Origin of the sequence: Streptomyces sp. NPDC052109 (assembly GCF_040680195.1) — a bacterium.
In the GTDB taxonomy this organism is placed as follows: domain Bacteria; phylum Actinomycetota; class Actinomycetes; order Streptomycetales; family Streptomycetaceae; genus Streptomyces.
In genome coordinates this window covers 141,214-159,891 of record NZ_JBFAWF010000003.1, presented here as the reverse complement: position 1 = coordinate 159,891, position 18,678 = coordinate 141,214, and the positions used below count along the sequence as shown (strand labels likewise).

12 protein-coding genes are annotated in these 18,678 nt (G+C 74.1%); 9 read left to right on the top strand and 3 right to left on the bottom strand.

Annotation, left to right across the window (positions count from 1 at the left end):
• Nucleotides 1–13: 13 nt before the first annotated feature.
• Nucleotides 14–2,461: a SpoIIE family protein phosphatase gene (locus AB0L59_RS09425; protein ID WP_365581611.1), complete on the bottom strand. Its 2,448-nt coding sequence runs from the start codon at nt 2,459–2,461 to the stop codon at nt 14–16.
• 203 nt (nt 2,462–2,664) lie between these two features.
• On the opposite strand from AB0L59_RS09425, the gene lanKC reads away from it, so the two are divergent.
• The 4 genes from lanKC (at nt 2,665) to AB0L59_RS09405 (ending at nt 9,425) form a co-directional block, all read left to right on the top strand.
• The gene (gene lanKC / locus AB0L59_RS09420; RefSeq protein WP_365581184.1) at nt 2,665–5,277 is read left to right on the top strand and encodes a class III lanthionine synthetase LanKC; all 2,613 of its coding nucleotides are present in this window, start codon (nt 2,665–2,667) and stop codon (nt 5,275–5,277) included.
• A 37-nt stretch (nt 5,278–5,314) separates the two neighbouring features.
• Nucleotides 5,315–5,428, top strand: coding sequence for a SapB/AmfS family lanthipeptide (locus AB0L59_RS09415; protein ID WP_055704589.1), 114 nt, complete (start codon nt 5,315–5,317; stop codon nt 5,426–5,428).
• A 98-nt stretch (nt 5,429–5,526) separates the two neighbouring features.
• Nucleotides 5,527–7,392 (top strand): ABC transporter ATP-binding protein, encoded by a 1,866-nt coding sequence (locus AB0L59_RS09410; protein WP_365581182.1) that lies wholly within the window; start codon nt 5,527–5,529, stop codon nt 7,390–7,392.
• A 335-nt stretch (nt 7,393–7,727) separates the two neighbouring features.
• Nucleotides 7,728–9,425 carry an ABC transporter ATP-binding protein gene (locus AB0L59_RS09405; protein ID WP_365581609.1) on the top strand — a complete coding sequence of 566 codons (1,698 nt, stop codon included), beginning with the start codon at nt 7,728–7,730 and terminating at the stop codon, nt 9,423–9,425.
• An 88-nt stretch (nt 9,426–9,513) separates the two neighbouring features.
• Here AB0L59_RS09405 and AB0L59_RS09400 read toward each other — a convergent pair whose 3' ends face one another.
• A complete protein-coding gene (locus AB0L59_RS09400; RefSeq protein WP_365581180.1) occupies nt 9,514–10,122 on the bottom strand; it encodes a response regulator transcription factor in 609 nt (202 codons plus the stop codon).
• A 381-nt stretch (nt 10,123–10,503) separates the two neighbouring features.
• On the opposite strand from AB0L59_RS09400, the gene AB0L59_RS09395 reads away from it, so the two are divergent.
• Nucleotides 10,504–12,642, top strand: coding sequence for a SpoIIE family protein phosphatase (locus AB0L59_RS09395; RefSeq protein ID WP_365581178.1), 2,139 nt, complete (start codon nt 10,504–10,506; stop codon nt 12,640–12,642).
• Between the two features lie 229 nt (nt 12,643–12,871).
• On the opposite strand, the gene AB0L59_RS09390 is transcribed toward AB0L59_RS09395, so the two are convergent.
• Nucleotides 12,872–14,272 carry a S1 family peptidase gene (locus AB0L59_RS09390; RefSeq protein WP_365581607.1) on the bottom strand — a complete coding sequence of 467 codons (1,401 nt, stop codon included), beginning with the start codon at nt 14,270–14,272 and terminating at the stop codon, nt 12,872–12,874.
• A gap of 198 nt (nt 14,273–14,470) precedes the next feature.
• On the opposite strand from AB0L59_RS09390, the gene AB0L59_RS09385 reads away from it, so the two are divergent.
• From AB0L59_RS09385 to AB0L59_RS09370, 4 genes are all read left to right on the top strand, one after another.
• Nucleotides 14,471–14,884: a PaaI family thioesterase gene (locus AB0L59_RS09385; RefSeq protein WP_365581177.1), complete on the top strand. Its 414-nt coding sequence runs from the start codon at nt 14,471–14,473 to the stop codon at nt 14,882–14,884.
• Between the two features lie 453 nt (nt 14,885–15,337).
• Nucleotides 15,338–15,553 (top strand): type A2 lantipeptide, encoded by a 216-nt coding sequence (locus tag AB0L59_RS09380; protein WP_365581175.1) that lies wholly within the window; start codon nt 15,338–15,340, stop codon nt 15,551–15,553.
• Nucleotides 15,554–15,654: 101 nt separating this feature from the next.
• The gene (locus tag AB0L59_RS09375; protein ID WP_365581173.1) at nt 15,655–16,461 is read left to right on the top strand and encodes an HlyD family efflux transporter periplasmic adaptor subunit; all 807 of its coding nucleotides are present in this window, start codon (nt 15,655–15,657) and stop codon (nt 16,459–16,461) included.
• Nucleotides 16,458–18,677, top strand: a complete 2,220-nt coding sequence (locus tag AB0L59_RS09370; RefSeq protein ID WP_365581172.1) for an NHLP family bacteriocin export ABC transporter peptidase/permease/ATPase subunit — start codon at nt 16,458–16,460, stop codon at nt 18,675–18,677. The genes AB0L59_RS09375 and AB0L59_RS09370 overlap by 4 nt, the downstream gene beginning before the upstream one ends.
• Nucleotide 18,678: the final 1 nt, after the last annotated feature.

Here is an 18,678-nt window from a genome sequence, read left to right as displayed (position 1 = left end):
GCCCGGCGGCGGTTCAGCCGCCCGAGACGAGATCGGCCCACACCTGTTTGCCGCCGCTGACCGGCAGCGTGCCCCAGGCCGCCGACACCGCCTCCACCAGGAGGATGCCCCGGCCGCCGGTGGCCTCCCAGCCGATGCTGGTGGGCTTGACGGGGCTGCGCGGGGAGGCGTCGGCGACGGCCAGGCGAAGGCGGTGGCTGACCAGGCTGAGGTCGAGGCGGACCTGGCCTCCGGTGTGCACGAGGGCGTTGGTGACGAGTTCGGAGACCACCAGCTGGGCCGCTTCCTGGGTGTCCTGCGGGACGCCCCACGCGCGCAGGGTGCGCCGGGTGAAGCGGCGGGCGTGCCGGACCGCCTCCGGCACCCGCCACACCGTCCAGCTCTCGCGCAGCGGCTTGACGGCCATGCCGTCGTACCGCATCAGCAGCAGGGCGACGTCGTCGCCGCGGTGCGCGCCGGTGAGCAGCGCGTCCGCGACCAGCCCGAGGTGTGCGGGGTCGGCGGCGGCCAGGTCGGCGGCGAGCCGGTCCATGCCCACGTCGATGTCGGCGTCCGGCGACTCCACCAGGCCGTCGGTGGTCAGCGCGATCACCGTGCCGGGTTGCAGCCGCAGCGGGGTCATCGGGAACTCGGCCTGGCCGAGCACGCCGAGCGGTGGGCCGCCCTCGGCCCGCAGGATCTCGGCGGTGCCGTCCGGGTGACGCAGCACGGGCTGGAGATGGCCGGCCCGTACACACCAGGCGGTGCCCTGCTCCATGTCGACGTCGACATAGGCGCAGGTGGCGAACAGGTCGGTCTCCATGTCCAGCAGGAGCCGGTTGGCGTGGGCGACGACCACGTCCGGGGCGTGGCCCTCGGCGGCGTAGGCGCGCAGCGCGGTGCGCATCTGGCCCATCAGGGTGGCGGCGCCCGCGTTGTGGCCCTGCACGTCGCCGATGACGAGGGCCACGTGGTGGTCGGCGAGCGGGATCACGTCGTACCAGTCGCCGCCGACCTCCAGTCCGGCGGTGGTGGGGAGGTACCGGGCGACGGCGACCGCGCCGGGCAGCCGGGGCAGGCGGCGCGGCAGCAGGGTGCGCTGGAGCATGCCGACGAGTTCGTGCTCGGCGTCGAAGGCATGGGCGCGCAGCAGGGCCTGCCCGGTCAGGGCGGCGCAGGCGGTGAGCAGGGCCCGCTCGTCGGGGCCGAAGTCGCGGGGGCGGTCCCAGCCGATCAGGCAGGCGCCGGCCATGCGGCCGCCCGCGGGCAGCGGCAGCACCGCGAGGCCGCCGGGGCCGACCTCGGCGAGAGCGGGCTCCAGTGCGGAGCCGGCAGGCCAGATCCGGGCGCGGCCCTCGCGCAGCGCGGCGGCCAGCGTCGGCATGGCGCGCACCGGCGCGTCGGGCCACTCGGTGCGCCACTCGGTGCGCCACAGCTCGGGCCAGGCATCGGGTTCGGGCGGGTCGAGGACGGTGACGACGAGGCGGTCGTTCTCCAGTTCGGCGAGCGCGATCCGGTCGGCCTGCAGTGGCCCGCGCAGGGCGGCGACGACGGCCTTGCCGACGTCCTTGACGGTGCCGGCGGTGGCGAGGGCGGCGGCCAGACGCTGCACCCGGGCCACGTCGGTGACCTCGGAGCGCAGGGTGGAGGCGTCGGCGACCGTGCCGACGAGCCGGGCGCCGCGGCCCTCGCCGCCCGGCACCAGCCGGCCGCGCAGCCGCAGCCACCTGGGGGCGCCGGAGGGCTGCAGGATGCGGAACTCCAGCTCACGGTCGCCGATGGACATGTGGTCGGCCTCGACCACGGACATCAGCGCGGGCAGGTCCTCGGGCACGGTGAGAGCGAGCAGGGTCTCGACCCGGCCGTCGAAGGCGTCCCGGGCGAGCCCGAACAGCCGCAGGATGTCGCCGCCGACCTCGACCCGGCCGCTGTCCATGGCCAGGCTGAAGGTGTCCGGCGGCAACTCGCCGGTGTCCCCTTCGGGCGCGGCCGGCGCGGGTACGGCGATGGCGCGGCCGATCAGCTCCAGGCAGGCGCGGTCGTCGGGGCCGAAGCCGCCGGGGTGCTCGCTGACGGCCAGCAGACAGCCACTGCCCGCCGACCCGAGCGGCAGGGCGGCCACGGAGAAGTCCGGGGACGGGGTGCGCCGTGCCCCGGGGCAGTCGGCGAGCTGCTCGGGGCCGAGCCAGAGCGGGTGTCCGGTGCGGTGCGCCTCGGCGACCGGGGATCCGCCGGCGGCCGGATAGGCGTCGCGCAGCCCGTAGTGGGTGCGCGGCAGGCCCGCCGACTCGGCGAGGATGAGCAGGGCCGGGTCGTCGCCGGGCGTGTAGACCCCGGCGAAGGCCGCGCCGGCGAACACCAGGGCCTGTTCGAGGACCCGGCGCAGCCGGTCGGGCGTGACGGGCGCAGCGGTGAGCGTGTCCAGGGCGGCTTCGGCACGCTCCGTTCTCGTTCTGCTGATCGCAGCGCCCTCACTCCTCACCACTTCGCCATTACAGCGCGCGCGAGGCTCCCGCGCAGCCCCTGTGAACGCTCCGGGTGCTGCGGAGCCCGTCGGTTCGAAAGCCGCCGAACACATCTTGACCCATGAGTTCCGCATGGTGACCTCGTGACAGGTGTGACTGTCCGCCACCGTCCGGCTCCTGAGAGTGTCTCTTCCGGCCACACGACGAGGGCAGGAGGCGCATGGACAAGCGGTACGAGGTGTACGCGCTCGCCGACGGGCACTTCTACGACACGCCCGACCGGCTGCCGGGAGCCGACGGTGAGGCCGCGCCCCTGTTCCCGACGGCGCGCCGCACCGTCCCGGAGGGATGGCGCGCGGCGCGCTCCGGGGACTGGCTGACGCTGACCCCGCTCGGCGCGGACGGCGCGCCGCTGCCTTCGCCGGCCCAGGGCTGGAAGATCCACTCCTCGGCGACCGCCGGCAACGCCGAGCGGATCGCGGGAATCGTGTGGGAGTACTGCGTGCCGCGCGGCATCCCCTTCAAGTTCGTGCCGGGCCCGCACCTGCTGCACCTGCGCAACGCCAAGTACGCGGGACGCGACACCAGCGGCAAGTTCGTCACGGTGTACCCGGCGGACGAGGAGCAGCTGCGGCGGACGCTGCGGGAGCTGGGTGCGCTGCTGGAGGGGTGCGAGGGGCCGTACATCCTCACCGACCTGCGCTGGCACGACGGCCCGCTCTACGTCCGCTACGGCGCCTTCGCCCGCCGGTACGTCGTCGACGAGCGGGGCTCGCTGGTCCCGGCGGTGGCGGACGGCACGGGCAGGCTGGTGCCGGACCGGCGGGAGCCGTCCTTCCAGGTGCCGGAGTGGGTGACGCTGCCGGAGTTCCTGCGGCCGCACCTCGAGGCGCGCAACACCACGACGGTCGGCGAGCTGCCGTACCGCATCGAGAAGGCACTGCACTTCTCCAACGGCGGCGGCGTGTACGCCGGCACCGACACGCGCGACGGGCGCCGGGTGGTGCTGAAGGAGGCACGGCCGCACGCGGGGCTGGCCGCCGACGGCGCGGACGCGGTGGCCCGGCTGGAGCGGGAGAAGGCGGCGCTGGAGCGGGTCGCCGGGACCGGTGTGGTGCCCGAGGTACGGGACTGGTTCACGCTGGGCGAGCACCGGTTCCTGGTGATGGACCACCTGGCGGGCCGCCCGCTCAACTCGTTCTTCGCCGAGCGGCACCCCCTGCTCACGCCCGACCCCGACCCGGCGGAGGTCGCCGCGTACACGGCGTGGGCGCTGCGGATCAACGCGGCGGTGGAGCGGGCGGTGGCGGCGGTGCACGCGCGCGGTCTGGTCTTCAACGACCTGCACGTCTTCAACATCATGGTGGCCGAGGACGAGGAGTCGGTGCATCTGATCGACTTCGAGGCCGCCGCGCCCGCCGAGGAGAACGCCCGGCAGACCGTCGCCCATCCCGGTTTCTTCGCCCCGCCGGACCGCCGCGGCACCGACGTCGACCGCTATGCGCTCGCTTGTCTGCGGCTCGCCCTGTTCCTGCCGGTGACCACGCTGTTCGTGGTGGACCGCGGCAAGGCGGCGCATCTGGCCGAGGTGATCGCCGAGCAGTTCCCGGACGTGCCGCGCGCCTTCCTGGACGAGGCGGTCACGGAGATCACCCGGGACCCGGCGGGCGGCCGGCGGCGCCGGCCCGCGCCGCCGGTGGTGCCCGGCGACTGGCCCTTCAGCCGGGACTCGATGGTGAAGGCGATCCTCGCCTCCGCCACCCCGGAACGCGACGACCGCCTCTTCCCCGGAGACATCGCCCAGTTCGCGGACGGCGGCGGGCTCGGTCTCGCGCACGGCGCGGCCGGAGTCCTGTACGCCCTTCAGGCCACCGGGGCCGGCCGGTACGACGAGGGCGAGCGCTGGCTGCTGGACCGCACCGCCCCGCCCCCGCCCGGCACTCCGCTCGGCCTCTACGACGGCCTCGCGGGGGTCGCCCTGGTGCTCGATCAACTGGGCCACCGACAGCGGGCGTTGGACCTGGTGGACGGCATTCTGCGGGAGAACTGGCGCAGCCTCGCCTCCGATCTGCACGGCGGACTCGCGGGGCTCGGCCTGGTCCTCGGCCGGCTCGCGCAGACGACGGGCGAGTCCGCCCTGCGGCAACACGCCGCCGAGGCCGCCGAGATCCTCGCACGACGGCTCGCCGAACCCGTCCCGGACACCCCGCGCCGGCGCGCCGGGCTGCTGCGCGGGGCGAGCGGGCCCGCGCTGTTCCTGCTGCGGCGGTTCGAGGAGACGGGCGAGGACCGTCACCTGGCCGCGGCGGCCGAGGCGCTGCGCCGGGACCTGGACTGCTGTGTGACCCAGGAGGCGGGCGGTGGTCTCGAGGTGGACGAGGGCTGGCGGACGCTTCCCTACCTCGGCGACGGCAGCGCCGGTATCGGACTGGTCCTGGACGACTACGTGGCGCAATCGGGCAGCGCCGAGTTCGAGCGCGCCCGGGCGGGCATCCTGACCGCCGCCACCTCCCGCTTCTACGCCCAGCCGGGCCTCTTCCAGGGCCGGGCCGGAATGATCCTGCACCTCGCCCGCACCTCCGCGCCCGGCGCGGGCCGGGAACGGCTGGAGCAGCAGATCGCGGGGCTCGGCTGGTTCGCGATGGCCTATCAGGGCCAACTGGCTTTCCCCGGGCACCAGATGATGCGCCTCTCGATGGACCTCGCCACCGGAACGGCAGGCTGCCTGCTCGCGCTCGCCGCGGCCCGCGACGGCGCGCGCACCGCGCACCTGCCCTTCCTTCCGCCGCCACCGGCGGCCCACACACGCGGCTGCGCACCGACGGAGCCGTGACGCACAACCCCGTCCCCAACCAGGAAAGGACAACGCCATGGCACTGCTCGACCTGCAGACCCTCGAGTCCGAGGAGCACACCCACACCGGCGCGAGCACCGCGAGCCTGCTCTCCTGTGTCTCCGCGGCGAGCGTTCTGCTCTGTCTCTGACCGGGCCGGTGAGTCCACGGCTCCGGACGGCGTCCTCCCGTGTGGAGGGGCCGTCCGGGGCCTTCCCGTTCCCTCCCACCCGAGCGAGGCCGCAGCCCATGAACTCCCGCCCGGACAGCGCCACTCGGACGGCGGCCCAGGCCGTGTCACGTGCGGTGCTGCGCCAGGGCGCCGCCCGCTGCGCCGCGCTGGGTGCGGTGAGCACGGCCGCGACGGCGGCCGGACTGCTGCTGCCCGCCCTGCTCGGCCACACCCTGGACCTGCTGCTGGCCCACGCTCCCGCGGCCGGCCGCTGGGTGGGCCGGTGTGCCGGCGTCGTCCTGCTGATCGCCCTGCTGGACGGCTGTGCCGGTGTGCTGACCGGAACGGTCGACGCGCAGGCCACCGCATGGCTGCGCCGGCATCTCACCGGGCATGTCCTGGCGCTGGGCCCGCGCGCGACGGCCAGGTTCGGCGCCGGGGACCTGGTGGCACGGCTCGTGGGGAACGCCGCGCAGGCCGGGACGGCGCCGGGTGCGCTGGCGGCGCTGCTCGCCGCGCTCGCCGGCCCCGTCGGGGGTGTGGTCGCCCTCGGCCTCATCGACCCGTGGCTGGCGGCGGTGTTCCTCGCCGGGGCGCCGGTCCTGGCCCTGCTGCTGCGCGCCTTCGCCCGGGACACCTCGGCATGCGTGGCCGACTACCAGCGGGTGCAGGGCCGGATCGCCGGCGCGCTGGCGGAGGCGGTCGGCGGTTTCCGTACGATCCGGGCCGCGGGCGCCGAGGAGCGCGAGACGGCCCGGATCCTGGCGCCGCTGCCCGAACTGGCGCGCGCCGGGCACCGCATGTGGCGGGTGCAGGGGCGGGCCGCCGCCCAGGCCGTCACGGTGGCTCCGCTGCTGAACCTGGGCGTGCTGGCGGTGGCCGGGCTGCTGCTGGCCCGGCACCGGCTGTCGGTGGGCGAGGTGCTGGCCGCCTCCCGGTACGCGGTGCTCGCCACGGGCGTCGGGGCGCTGGTCGGACAGCTGGCCGCGCTCGGCCGGGCCCGCGCGGCGACCGGCCGGCTCGCGGAGGTGCGGGCCGAGCCCGTGCCCGCACACGGCGCCGACGGCCTGCCGCCCGGCAACGGGCGGCTGGAGCTGCGGGCGGTGACCGTGCGCCGGGGCGGGCGAACCGTCCTGGACGGGGTCGACCTGACCGTGCCGGGCGGCACCACCCTGGCGGTCGTAGGCCGCTCCGGCGCCGGCAAGTCCCTGCTCGCCGAGGTGGCCGGCCGGCTCGCCGATCCGGACGCGGGCGAGGTCGTCCTCGACGGCGTCCCGCTGCGCGCCCTCGCCCGTGCCGAGTTGCGCCGCGCCGTCGCCTACGCCTTCGAGCGCCCCGTCCTGCTGGGCCCGACCATCGAGGACACGATCGCCTTCGGGCTCCCGGCCGCCACGCCGGGCGCGGTCCGCAGCGCCGCCGGCCACGCCCACGCCGACGACTTCGTCCGGCGCCTTCCCGACGGCTACGCCACCCGCACCGCCGACGCGCCCCGCTCCGGCGGCGAGTCCCAACGTCTCGGCCTCGCCCGCGCCTTCGCCCACGGTGGCCGCCTGCTCATCCTCGACGACGCCCTGTCCAGCCTCGACACGGTCACGGAACACCACATCACCCGGACCCTGCTGGCCCCGGACCCGCACCGGACACGCCTGCTGATCGCCCATCGCGCGACGACGGCGGCGCGCGCGGACACGGTCGCCTGGCTGGACGCAGGCCGCATCCGGGCCATCGGGACACACCGGGAGCTGTGGCGGGACGCGGGGTACCGGGCGGTGTTCGGGGGCGAGGACGGGGCGGCGGAGGACGGCGGTGCGGACACGCGGCCGGACGTCGGAGCGGGGAACGGACTCCACAGCCGCGTCCCCGTCGTGGGCCAGCCCCGGAAGGAGCCGACGGCGGGCATCGCCGGCGGAGCCGAGGGCGCCGACAGCGAGGGGCGGGACTGAGGGGCGTGCCGGCGCGTGACCGGACACGCCGTACCCGGCGGCGGAGCACGGGCCCGGTCGGCCCACGGCCATGAGGGGAGCCGGCCCCAGGGCGGACGGCGGCCGGAACGGAGCCGCGGCCGATGGACCGACACGGCAGGGCACGACCGCCCCGCACGGCCGCCGGAGTGGAGGCACGGCCGGTGGACGCCCGCGGCACGGCACAGCAGGCCCGAGAGGAGCCGGAGTTGACGGACACACACGGGGGCGGACGCGGTTCCGGGGTGAGGGCCGCGGGGCCGGCCGCCGCGGGTGCGCGCACACGCGCGTACCGCTTCCTGCGGGCGCGATGGCGCGTGCTGCTCCGGCTCGGCGCCTGGTCCCTGCTGGAGGCGGGACAGACCTTTGTCGTCGGATACGCGCTCGCGCGGGCGCTCGACGCCGGCTTTCTGGCCGGGCACGTGCGTGCGGGCCTGCTGTGGCTGGGTGCCGCGGGAGTCGCCGTGGGTGCCGGGGCGTACGGGACCGGGCGGGTGTACGGCGTGGTCGCCGCGCTGGTCGAGCCGGCCCGGGACCGGCTGGTGAGGCAGGTGGTCGCGCGCGGCGTGCGGGAGGCGGACGCGGGAGCGCTGTCCGGGCTGACCCAGCAGGTGGAGATCGCCCGGGACGCCCTCGCCGGTGTGGTGATGGTGTCCCGTTCGTTCCTGTTCACCGCCGCCGGTGCGCTGATCGGCCTGTTCTCGCTGGATCCGCTGCTGCTGGCGGTCGTCCTGCCCCCGCTGCTCGCCGGGGTGGCCCTGTTCGCCGCGACGCTCAAGCCGCTGGCCCGCCGTCAGGAGGCGTTCCTCGCCGCCGACGAGGAGCTGGCCGGGCAGCTGGGCGCGGTCTGCCCCGGGCTGCGGGACGTCACGGCGGCCGGTGCCGAGGAGAGTGTCGCCGGCGCCATCGGCGAGCGCATCGACGCGGAACTGCGGACCGCCCGCGCCCTGGCCCACTGGGGCGCGGTGCGTGTGGCCGCGTCGGCGGTGGGCGGCGAACTTCCGGCGGTCCTGCTGCTGGTGACCGCCCCCTGGCTGGTCGGCCACGGCGTCACGCCGGGCGCTCTGGTCGGCGCCCTCGCCTACGTCACCCAGTCCCTGCTCCCGGCCCTGCAGAACCTGGTCCACGGGCTGGGCACGAGCGGTTCTCGCCTGACCGTCGTCCTACGTCGGTTGACCCGGCTCGCCTCCGAATCCCGGCAGGCGCGGCCGGCCGAGGGGCGCGGGTCCGCATTCACCGGCGGCTCGGCCGCGGGTCGCGCCCAGCCACGCACCGCCCGCACCCGCGCGACGACCGCGCTCCGCCCTTCCTCGGGCACACAGAACACCGCTCTCTCCCTGGCCTCCCTCACCTTCGCCTACGGCCCCGCGAGCGAACCCGTACTGAACGACCTCGACCTCACCCTCCCCACCGGCGCCCACCTGGCCGTAGTGGGCCCCAGCGGAATCGGCAAGTCGACGCTCACCTCCCTGATCGCCGGCCTCCTGACCCCGCAGCACGGCACCATTCGGGCCTCCGCCACCGTCCTCATCCCGCAGGAGGCCTATGTCCACACCGGCACGCTCGCGGAGAACCTGGCCCTCCACCGCTCCGACGCGGTGCCCGAGTCCGAACTCCTGGCCGCGGCCCACGCGGTCGGTCTGACCCCCCTGCTGAGAACACTGGGCGGACCCCACGCCCCCGTCGAACCAGCGGAGCTCTCGGCAGGCGAGCGGCAGCTCATCGCGCTGACCCGCGCCTTTCTCTCCCCCGCCCCGCTGGCCCTGCTGGACGAGGCGACCTGCCATCTCGATCCGGCGGCCGAGGCGCGGGCCGAGCGGGCCTTCGCGGCGCGGCCGGGCGGCACGCTGATCGTCGTCGCCCACCGGATCAGCTCCGCGCGCCGCGCCGACCGGATCCTCGTCATGGACGGCGCGCGCACCGCCTGCGGCACCCACGCCGAGCTGCTGCGCACCTCGGCCCTGTACCGGGATCTCACCGCCGGCTGGACGACCCGTCCCGCGCCACCGGCCTAGGTGTGCGGTCCCGGCACGTCGGTGACACGCGTGCTCGGTGCTTGCACAGGTGAGTGCGCCGGGACCGCACACCTAGGCACGCCGGCCCTCACACCCACCCCTCCCCGCGCGATATACGGATGGCGTCGATCCGGTTCCGCGCGCCGGTCTTGCGGGTGATCGCCGCCATGTAGTTGCGGACCGTCCCGTGGGACAGGTGCAGACTGCCGGCGATCTCCGCGATGGACGCGCCGGCGGCCGCCAGGGACAGCACGCTCAGCTCGCGTCTGGTCAGCGGCATCTGGGAGGCCTTGAGGAACCCGAAGCCCAGGGAGGCATCGACGAAACGTTCCCTCTCCGCGACGGACCGGATGGCGCGCACCAGCCGGTCCGGTGAGCCCGCCTTGTCGACGAAGCCCAGGGCCCCCGCGTCGGCGGCCCGTTTCAGCAGGCCCGGCCGGTTGGCCTGGGCCAGTACCACGAGCGCTGGTGGCCTGCCGCCGGTACCGGGCGGACACAGGTCGCCGAGCGGCGGCACCTCGTGGCCGTCGGCACAGTCGAGGTCCGCCGCGCACACGTCGGGGCATAAGGACCGTACCCGCGCGCCGGCGCCCCGCCACGGCGTGTCGTCCACGTCCAGCCCGGGTTCCCGCCGCAGCCACTCCGCCAGGACCGATCGCACCAGACACGCGTCGTGCACCAGAAGCACCCGGATCACCAGTCCGCCCCCTCGGATCGTCGTCCCACGCCCGCTTTTCGCCGCCGCCCGTGCCATCGCGTCCCACGCCCTCGTGCCCTCGCGGTCCGCCACGCTCCGCCGCGGCCCGGACACGGAGAGCGCGTGCCCATTCTTGGGTGCAGGTACCGTTCGCGGGCGCGGAGATCCGGCCATCAGGGTGCGCGGGGGCGCACGCGAGGCGCCCGTACGCCGCCCGCGCTTCAGCTGCCTGGGCATGGGTACGGGCGGAAGGGGTATCCGACGGGGTTCCGCGAGGACGTCCCGGCCCACGCCCGGGGTGCTCGCCGTGCGCCACGCGCCCCCGCGAGGGAATCTTGTCCCCAGGATGCGCGACGCGCCCGGGCCAAGGAGGTGGGAGTCGTGTCCGACGGGCCGGGACCGGCACCGGGGGCCGACGCGACGACGGCCGCCCAGCCGGCGCTGTCGCTCGCGCTGGTCTCGATGATGCAGGAGGTGCACGCGCACTCCGGAGCGGTGTATCTGCTCCGGCCCGAGGAGCCGGTCCTGGAGATGACGGTGCACGCGGGCATGCCCCGGGCGTTCGCGGCGCCGTGGGAACGGGTCGGGCTGAGCGCGCCGATCCCGGTGGCCGACGCGGTGCGCGAGCGGCGACTGGTGTGGGTGGGCGGCGAGGAGGAGATGGCCCGCAGCTATCCGCGCATCGCCGTGGTGCTGCCGTATCCGTTCGCGCTGGCCGCGCTACCCGTGGCGACGGCGGAGCGGGTGTACGGCGCGGTGTTCGTGACCTGGCCCGGTGCGCATCCGGCGGAGCTGTCCGCCATGGAGCGCGACCATCTGTGGGCGGCCTGCGACCGGCTGGCGCTGCGGCTGGAGCGGGCCGAGCGGGAGAACCTGCCGATCATCCAGGAGACCGAGGTGGTGGCCACGGCGGTGACGGCGACGGCGGACACACCGGGCTCGGTGGAAGCGGCGCGGATGGTGTCCCGGCTGCCGTACGGGCTGGTGTCGCTTGATCTGCACGGCCGGATCGGGTTCGTCAACGCGGCCGCCGCCGAGTTGCTCGGCCGACCGGCCGACCAACTGCTCGGCACGCTGCCCTGGATGTCGGTGTCCTGGCTGAACGACCCGACGTACGAGGACCGTTACCGGGGTGCCCTGCTCAGCCAGGAGGTGACGTCGTTCGTGGCGCTGCGGCCGCCGGGCGAGTGGCTGTCGTTCCGGATGTATCCGAGCACGACCGGTCTGACCCTGCGGATCGGCCGGGCGCGGGCGGTGGCGGCGATCGCGGGCCCGGCGCCGCAGGCGGACCCGTCCCCGGCGCGGCTGGTGACCATCTCCCAGGTGCTGAGCTTCGCCGGCGCGCTGACCGAGGCGGTCGGGGTGCAGGACGTGGTGCAGCTGGTCTGGGACGAGGTGGCCCCCGCGGTCGGCAGCCGGGCGATGGTGATCCTCGGCTCCCAGGGCGGACGGCTGCACGTGCTGGGGCATCGGGGCTATTCGGAGGCCTACATCGTGGAGCGGTTCCACGGGCTGCCGCTGATGGAGCGGACTCCCGGCACCCATGTGCTCAACAGCGGGGTCCCGGCGTTCTTCGACTCCCGGGAGCAGCTGGAACGGCTGTATCCGAGCCGGTACAAGAGCCCGGACGGCTTCGCGGCCTGGGCCTATCTGCCGCTGATCGCGTCCGGGCGGCCGGTGGGCACCTGTGTACTGGCCTACGCCGAGCCGCACGTCTTCCCGGCCGACGAGCGGGCCGTACTGACGTCCCTCGGCGGGCTGATCGCGCAGGCGCTGGAACGGGCCCTGCTCTACGACGCCAAGCACCGGCTCGCGCACGGGCTCCAGCAGGCCCTGCTCCCGAACTCGCTGGCCCCGCCGCCGGGCATCGAGGCGGCCGCCCGCTATCTGCCGGCCACCCACGGGATGGACATCGGCGGCGACTTCTACGACCTGGTGCCGACGCTGCCGCTGACGGCGGCGGTGATCGGGGATGTGCAGGGACACAATGTGACCGCGGCCGGCCTGATGGGCCAGATCCGCACGGCGGTACGGGCGTACAGCACCGTCGGGCAGGCGCCGCACGAGGTCATGAGCAGCACCAACCGGCTGCTGATCGATCTCGGCACCGACCTGTTCGCCAGCTGTCTGTATCTGCGGCTGGACCCGGCGCGCGGGCGGGCGGTCATGGCGCGGGCGGGGCATCCGCCGCCGCTGCTGAGACGGCCGGACGGGCGGGTGCGGGTGCTGGACCTGGCCGGCGGCCCGCTGCTCGGGATCGACGCGGCCGCGGTGTACCCGACGACCGAGGTGTCCCTCGTTCCCGGCTCGGTGCTCGTCCTGTACACCGACGGTCTGGTGGAGGCGCCCGGCAGCGACATCGAGGACGCGCTGGTCGGCGTGGGGGCGCTGCTGTCGGAGATCGGCGACCAGCCGCTGGAGAAGCTCGCGGACGAGCTCGTCCTGCAGAGCGCGGCGGCACGGCAGCGGGTGGACGACGTGGCGGTCATGCTGCTGCGCGCGACGACGCCTGACCGGTGACCGGCCGCCCGGGCGAGAGGTCCGGCCCTCCCGCCGGAGGGCCGGACCGTTCCCCGCCGGCCGGAACCGCGGGTGAGGCCGGGGGGAGACGGGGGTGGAGGCAGCACCCTCAAGGGCAGCGGGCGGGCACGGGGCGTGGGTGCTCCGCGGCTCCGCCGCGTGGGCACGACCGGCCGCGACGGCGCCGCGGACGAAGACCGGCGCCGGTCACGGCCCTCCCGGCGGAGCGCTACCGCGTGCTGGTCAGGGACGATCCGTCGTTCGCGGAGGCGGCGCCGGACTGGTCGCTCCCGCTGCCGGACGGGTCCGCGGAGCCGGAACCGTCCCCGGACTGGTCGCCGGCCGAGGCGGACGGGGCGGCGGAGCCGCCGATCTGGTCGCCGCCCGCGCCGGACTGGTCACCGGCGCCGGACTGGTCGCCCGCGGAGGCCGACGGGGCGGCGGAGCCCGACTGGTCGCCCGCGCCGTTGCCGGCGTTGCCGCCGCCGTTGCCGAGGGTCGCGCCGGTGGCCTGCAGGGCGGCGGTGACCGGCTGGAAGAAGGTCTCGCCGCCGCTGGTGCAGTCGCCGCTGCCGCCGGAGGTGAGGCCGACGGCACCGCCGTCCTGGGTGAACAGGGAGCCGCCGCTGTCGCCGGGTTCGGCGCAGACGTTGGTCTGGATGAGACCGTTGACGGTGTCGGTGCCGCCCGGGACGGTCTCGCTCGCGAAGTTCACGGTGGCGTCGAGCCCCGTGACCTGGCCGTCGTGCAGTCCGGTGGTGGAGCCCATCCGGAACACGGTCTCGCCGACGGTGGCGTCGGCGGCCTGGGTGATGTTCACGGTCTGGCCGTTGCCGGTGTTGACCTCGCTGGGCGCCTGTGTGGTGGCGTCGTTGTACTTGACGAGCGAGAAGTCGTTGCCGGGGAACTTGGCCTGGTCCACGGTGGCGATGGGCTGCCCGTTCTGCGAGTCGGACCAGTCCTTGGCGGCGACCCCGCAGTGACCGGCCGTCAGGAAGGCGGGGCTGCCGTCGGCCGCGGTGACGTTGAAACCGAGGGAGCAGCGGACGCCCCCGCCCTGTACCTGGGAGAAGATGGCGTCGCCGCCGGAGACGAAGGTCTTGAAGGCGCCGGCGGACTTCTTCAGGGTCGCCATGCCGGAGCCGAGGCTCTGCACCGTCGACTGCAGTCTGTTCCACTTGGCGCCGGTCACCGTGGAGTCGGCGGTGACCTGGATCTTGTTGGTGCGCGGGTCCACGGCCCAGGAGGTGCCGGGGATCGTCGCCTTGGTCTTCAACGTGCCGGCGGCGGCCTTGAGATCACCGGTGCTGTTCTTCACCTGGCGGACGATCGCGCCCGCCTTCTTGGCCTGGACGATCACGTTGTTGTCGCCGCTGACCACGTTGACGACCAGCTTCTGCTTGCCGCTGTCGTAGTAGGACCCGGCGAAGGCGTCACCGAGGATCTTCTGCAGCTGGGCGGCGAGGTCCGAGGCCTGTGTGGCCTTCAGGGTCTTCGCGGAGCCGGTGGCACCCGACGCCGTGTCGTCGCCGCCCTTGTCCTGCGAGGCGTTGGCGTTGGGCAGCAGGAGGGCCGCCGCTCCGAGCGCCGCGACACCGCCCACCGCTATCGCGGCCTTGCGCTTGGGCATTCGCTTGTGACTCAAACTTCTCGACCTCCTGGGGACGGGGGTCTGCCGCTTGTGGGCAGTTCGTTTCGGGGCGCCTGGATGGCCGTACGTACGCACCGGCCGTGCGGTGTGTTCAATTCCGTTTCCCAACGGCCGTGCCGGCCGGGCGAATCGGCCACGTCCCGCGTGTCGCGGCGGGCGGCCGGGAACAACCCCCCTATGACGATGACCCCCGCCGAAGCCGACAAGATCCTCTCCGCCCGCTTCGCCCCCTGGGTGCTCGATCTCGGGCTGACCGTCGAGGCGGTGGGCGAGGAGCGGGCCGTGCTGCGACTGCCCTGGTCCGAGCGACTTGCGCGGGAGGGCGGCGGGTTGTCGGGGCAGGCGCTGATGGCGGCCGCCGACACGGCGACGGTGATCGCGGTCTCTGCCGCGCGCGGCGGCTTCGTACCGATGACGACGGTTCAGCAGTCGACGTCGTTCCAGCGGGCGGTGACCGGTGCGGATGTCCGGATCGAAGCGGTCCTGACGAAGCTGGGCCGTCGTATGGCGTTCGCGGACATCACCCTGAGCGACGCCGGGTCGGGGGCGCTGGCGGCCCGGGCGAGCACCGTGTACGCGATTCTGGGCTGACACGGTCCGCTACCGATCAGTAACGGTCCGTTCCAAGCGTGATGCGGAATCCCTGCTTCAGGGAATCTGCACATTGAATACTCAACCAAGTCACCGTCAGCCAGGGATCTGCACATCCGCGCGCCCCCCGGCGCTCCTTTGGTACGGAGTGCCGGATTCGCCGCACTGCGGGCAAGGGGCCGCACATGTCGATGCGGTGGCACTTGTGAAGGAGTCGCCGACAGGGCGTGCGCACACCTGCACGGATGAACCCCTTCGTCACCCAAGTGCCCTGGTGAGAGCCCTGGTTGATTGGAAGCCCGCCCCGCCTGCGTGCTTTGATCCATCGCACCGCGGGGTCGCGGCGGGCTCCCGGAGACGGGGGCCCGCCGCCCGCGGTCGCGGCCGTCCGTCTGTCCCCAGAGGGGGCCGCTCCCCCCTTGTGAAATATCCATTAGGAAGGGAAGTTCCATCATGAACTCCACCCCCCAGGTTGAGACCGTCGAGATCTCGGACGCCGAGCTGGACAACGTCTCCGGCGGTCTGTCCGTGAACGCCCTCAACACCGTGACCGGTGCCGTCAACGGCGTCGCCCCGGTTTCCGGCCTGGCCAACACCGCGATCGGCACCGTCGAGGGTGTCACCGGCCTGAACGTCCAGCCGGTCACCGACCTGGTCGCCGGTCTCTGATCGCACCTCGTCGCAACGAAGGTCCCGGAGCCGTCGCTCGGCTCCGGGACTCTCGGATGCCCTGAAACACCAGCGTCTCTCCCACAGGTGAGGGAAGTTCCGTGCAGTTCCGCCAACAGGCCCTCGCCAAGCTCCAGTCGCCGGAAGAGCTTGACCTTCCCGTACGGCTCGCCCGCCCCCAGGGCTGGCTCGCCCTGGGCGTCACCGTCGTCGTCATGGCGGCGGCCTCCGTCTGGGCGGTGACCGGTTCCGTCGACTCCACGGTGAGCGCACCGGCCATCCTCACCCATGGGCAGGGCAGTTATCTGCTGCAGAGCCCGGTGTCCGGCCAGGTGACGGCCGTCCTGGCCCAGCAGGGCGAGCGACTGCCCGCCGGCGCGCCGGTCCTCAAGGTCCGTACGTCCCAGGGCGATTCGGTGGTCCGCACCGTCGCCGCGGGCCGCGTCACCACGCTCGCCGCCACCATCGGGCAGATCATCCAGACCGGCACCGACGTCGCCGCCGTGGAGAAGATCGCCCACGCCTCCGACCCGCTGTACGCGACCGTGTACGTCCCCGCCGAGAACGCCGCCGCCATCCCGGCACACGCCTCGGTCGACCTCACCGTGTCCTCGGTGCCGACCCAGACGTACGGCGTGCTGCGCGGGCGGGTGAAGTCGGTGGACCGCACCGCCCAGTCCGACCAGTCCATCTCCGCGTTCCTCGGCGACAGCCAGCTCGGCCGGCAGTTCACGAGCAAGGGCCGCCCGGTGGCCGTCCTGGTCACCCTCGACAGGTCGACGACCTCCAAGAGCGGCTACCGGTGGTCCACCACCGACGGGCCGCCGTTCCGGCTCGACTCCATGACGCTCGCCTCCGGTTCCATCAAGCTGGCCGACCAGCGCCCCGTCGATTGGCTGCTCCCGTGACCACCACGCAGGAACGCGGCCGCAGACGCGCCGCCCCGGCCAAGCGGCCGGTTCCCAAAGCCCGTGGCGGCACGGTCCGTACGCCCACCGTGCTCCAGATGGAGGCCGTCGAGTGCGGCGCCGCCTCCCTCGCCATGATCCTCGGCCACTACGGCCGGCACGTCCCGCTGGAGGAGCTGCGCATCGCCTGCGGTGTCTCCCGCGACGGCTCGCGCGCCTCCAACCTGCTCAAGGCCGCCCGCAGTTACGGCCTGACCGCCAAGGGCATGCAGATGGACCTGGCCGCCCTCGCCGAGGTGCGGTCACCGGCCGTCCTGTTCTGGGAGTTCAACCACTACGTCGTCTTCGACGGCATGGGCCGCCGCTTCGGCCGGCGGGGCGTCTTCATCAACGACCCCGCCAAGGGCCGCAGGTTCGTGCCCATGGAGGAGTTCGACGGCAGCTTCACCGGTGTGGTGCTGGTGATGGAACCGGGAGACGGCTTCACCAGGGGCGGACGCCGGCCCGGTGTGCTCGGCGCCATGCCGGCCCGGCTGCGCGGCACCGCCGGCACCCTGCCCGCCGCCGTCCTGGCGAGCCTGCTGCTGGTCGCGGTCGGCGCCGCCGTGCCCGCGCTCAGCCGCACGTACATCGACACGTTCCTCATCGGCGGCCGGACCTCCCTGCTGGGCGTGCTGTTCGCCTCGATGGCCACCTGCGTCCTGCTCACGCTCGTGCTCACCTGGCTCCAGCAGTCCAACCTGCTGCACGGCCGGATCATCTCCTCCACCCTCTCCAGCGCCCGCTTCCTGCGCCATCTGCTGCGGCTGCCGGTGACGTTCTTCGCCCAGCGCTCCCCCGCCGACCTGGTGCAGCGGCTGCAGTCCAACGACCAGGTCGCCGAGACCCTGGCCCGGGATCTCGCGGCGGCCGGCGTGGACGCGATCGTCGTGGTGCTGTACGCCGTCCTCCTCTACACCTACGACCCGCAGCTGACGTATGTCGGCATCGGCGTGGCCCTGCTCAACGTGGTCGCCATGCGGCTGGTCGTACGGCTGCGCGCGACGCGCACGGCGAAGCTGCGCGCGGACACCGCACGGCTCACCAACACCTCGTACACGGGCCTTCAGCTGATCGAGACGATGAAGGCGACCGGCGGCGAGGACGGCTACTTCCGCAAGTGGGCCGGGCAGCACGCCACCACCCTGGAGGAGCAGCAGCGGCTCGGGGTGCCGAGCGCCTGGCTCGGGGTGGTCGCGCCGACGCTCGCCACGTTCAACAGCGCGCTGATCCTGTGGATCGGCGGCCTGCGCGCGGTCGAGGGCCACATCTCGGTGGGTCTGCTGGTCGCCTTCCAGGCGCTGGTCACCCGTTTCACCGCGCCGCTGACCCGGCTCAACGGCGTGGCGGGCCGCATCCAGGACTTCGCGGCCGACGTGGCCCGGCTGAAGGACGTGGAGAACTTCCAGGCCGACCCGCTCTACGCCCGTCCCGGTGGCGCCGACTCCACGCGCCGGCTGCACGGGCACGTCGAGCTGGAGAACGTCACCTTCGGCTACAGCCCGCTGGACAAGCCGCTGCTCAGCGGCTTCGACCTGACCGTGGGGCCCGGTCAGCAGGTGGCCCTGGTCGGCGGCTCGGGCAGCGGCAAGTCGACGGTGTCCCGGCTGATCTCGGGCCTGTACGCGCCCTGGGACGGGGTGATCCGTGTCGACGGCCGCCGTCTCGAGGACATTCCACGCGGCGCGCTCGCCGCCTCCGTCTCCTTCGTCGACCAGGACGTGTTCCTCTTCGAGGGATCGGTCCGCGACAACGTGGCGCTGTGGGATCCGTCGATCCCGGACGAGGCCGTGGTGGAGGCGCTGAAGGACGCGGCCCTGTACGACGTCGTGATGCGCCGGCCGGGCGGCATCCACAGCAAGGTGGAGCAGGACGGCCACAACTTCTCCGGCGGTCAGCGTCAGCGCCTGGAGATCGCGCGGGCGTTGGTGCGCCGGCCGAGCATCCTGGTGCTGGACGAGGTGACCAGCGCGCTGGACGCGGAGACCGAGCTGGTCGTGATGGACAACCTGCGCCGGCGTGGCTGCGCCTGCGTGGTGATCGCCCACCGGCTGAGCACCGTCCGGGACAGCGACGAGATCGTCGTGCTGCAGCACGGCACGGTCGTCGAGCGCGGCCGGCACGAGGAGCTGGTGGCGCGCGGCGGCGCGTACGCCGCGCTGGTCAGGGAGCGATGAG

What these genes read in the sequence shown, in the direction of transcription:
- AB0L59_RS09380 (WP_365581175.1), top strand. Translation starts at nt 15,338, where the DNA reads ATGAACTCCACCCCCCAGGTTGAGACCGTCGAGATCTCGGACGCCGAG.
- lanKC (WP_365581184.1), top strand. Translation starts at nt 2,665, where the DNA reads ATGGACAAGCGGTACGAGGTGTACGCGCTCGCCGACGGGCACTTCTAC.
- AB0L59_RS09390 (WP_365581607.1), bottom strand. Translation starts at nt 14,272, where the DNA reads ATGCCCAAGCGCAAGGCCGCGATAGCGGTGGGCGGTGTCGCGGCGCTC.
- AB0L59_RS09410 (WP_365581182.1), top strand. Translation starts at nt 5,527, where the DNA reads ATGAACTCCCGCCCGGACAGCGCCACTCGGACGGCGGCCCAGGCCGTG.
- AB0L59_RS09385 (WP_365581177.1), top strand. Translation starts at nt 14,471, where the DNA reads ATGACGATGACCCCCGCCGAAGCCGACAAGATCCTCTCCGCCCGCTTC.
- AB0L59_RS09415 (WP_055704589.1), top strand. Translation starts at nt 5,315, where the DNA reads ATGGCACTGCTCGACCTGCAGACCCTCGAGTCCGAGGAGCACACCCAC.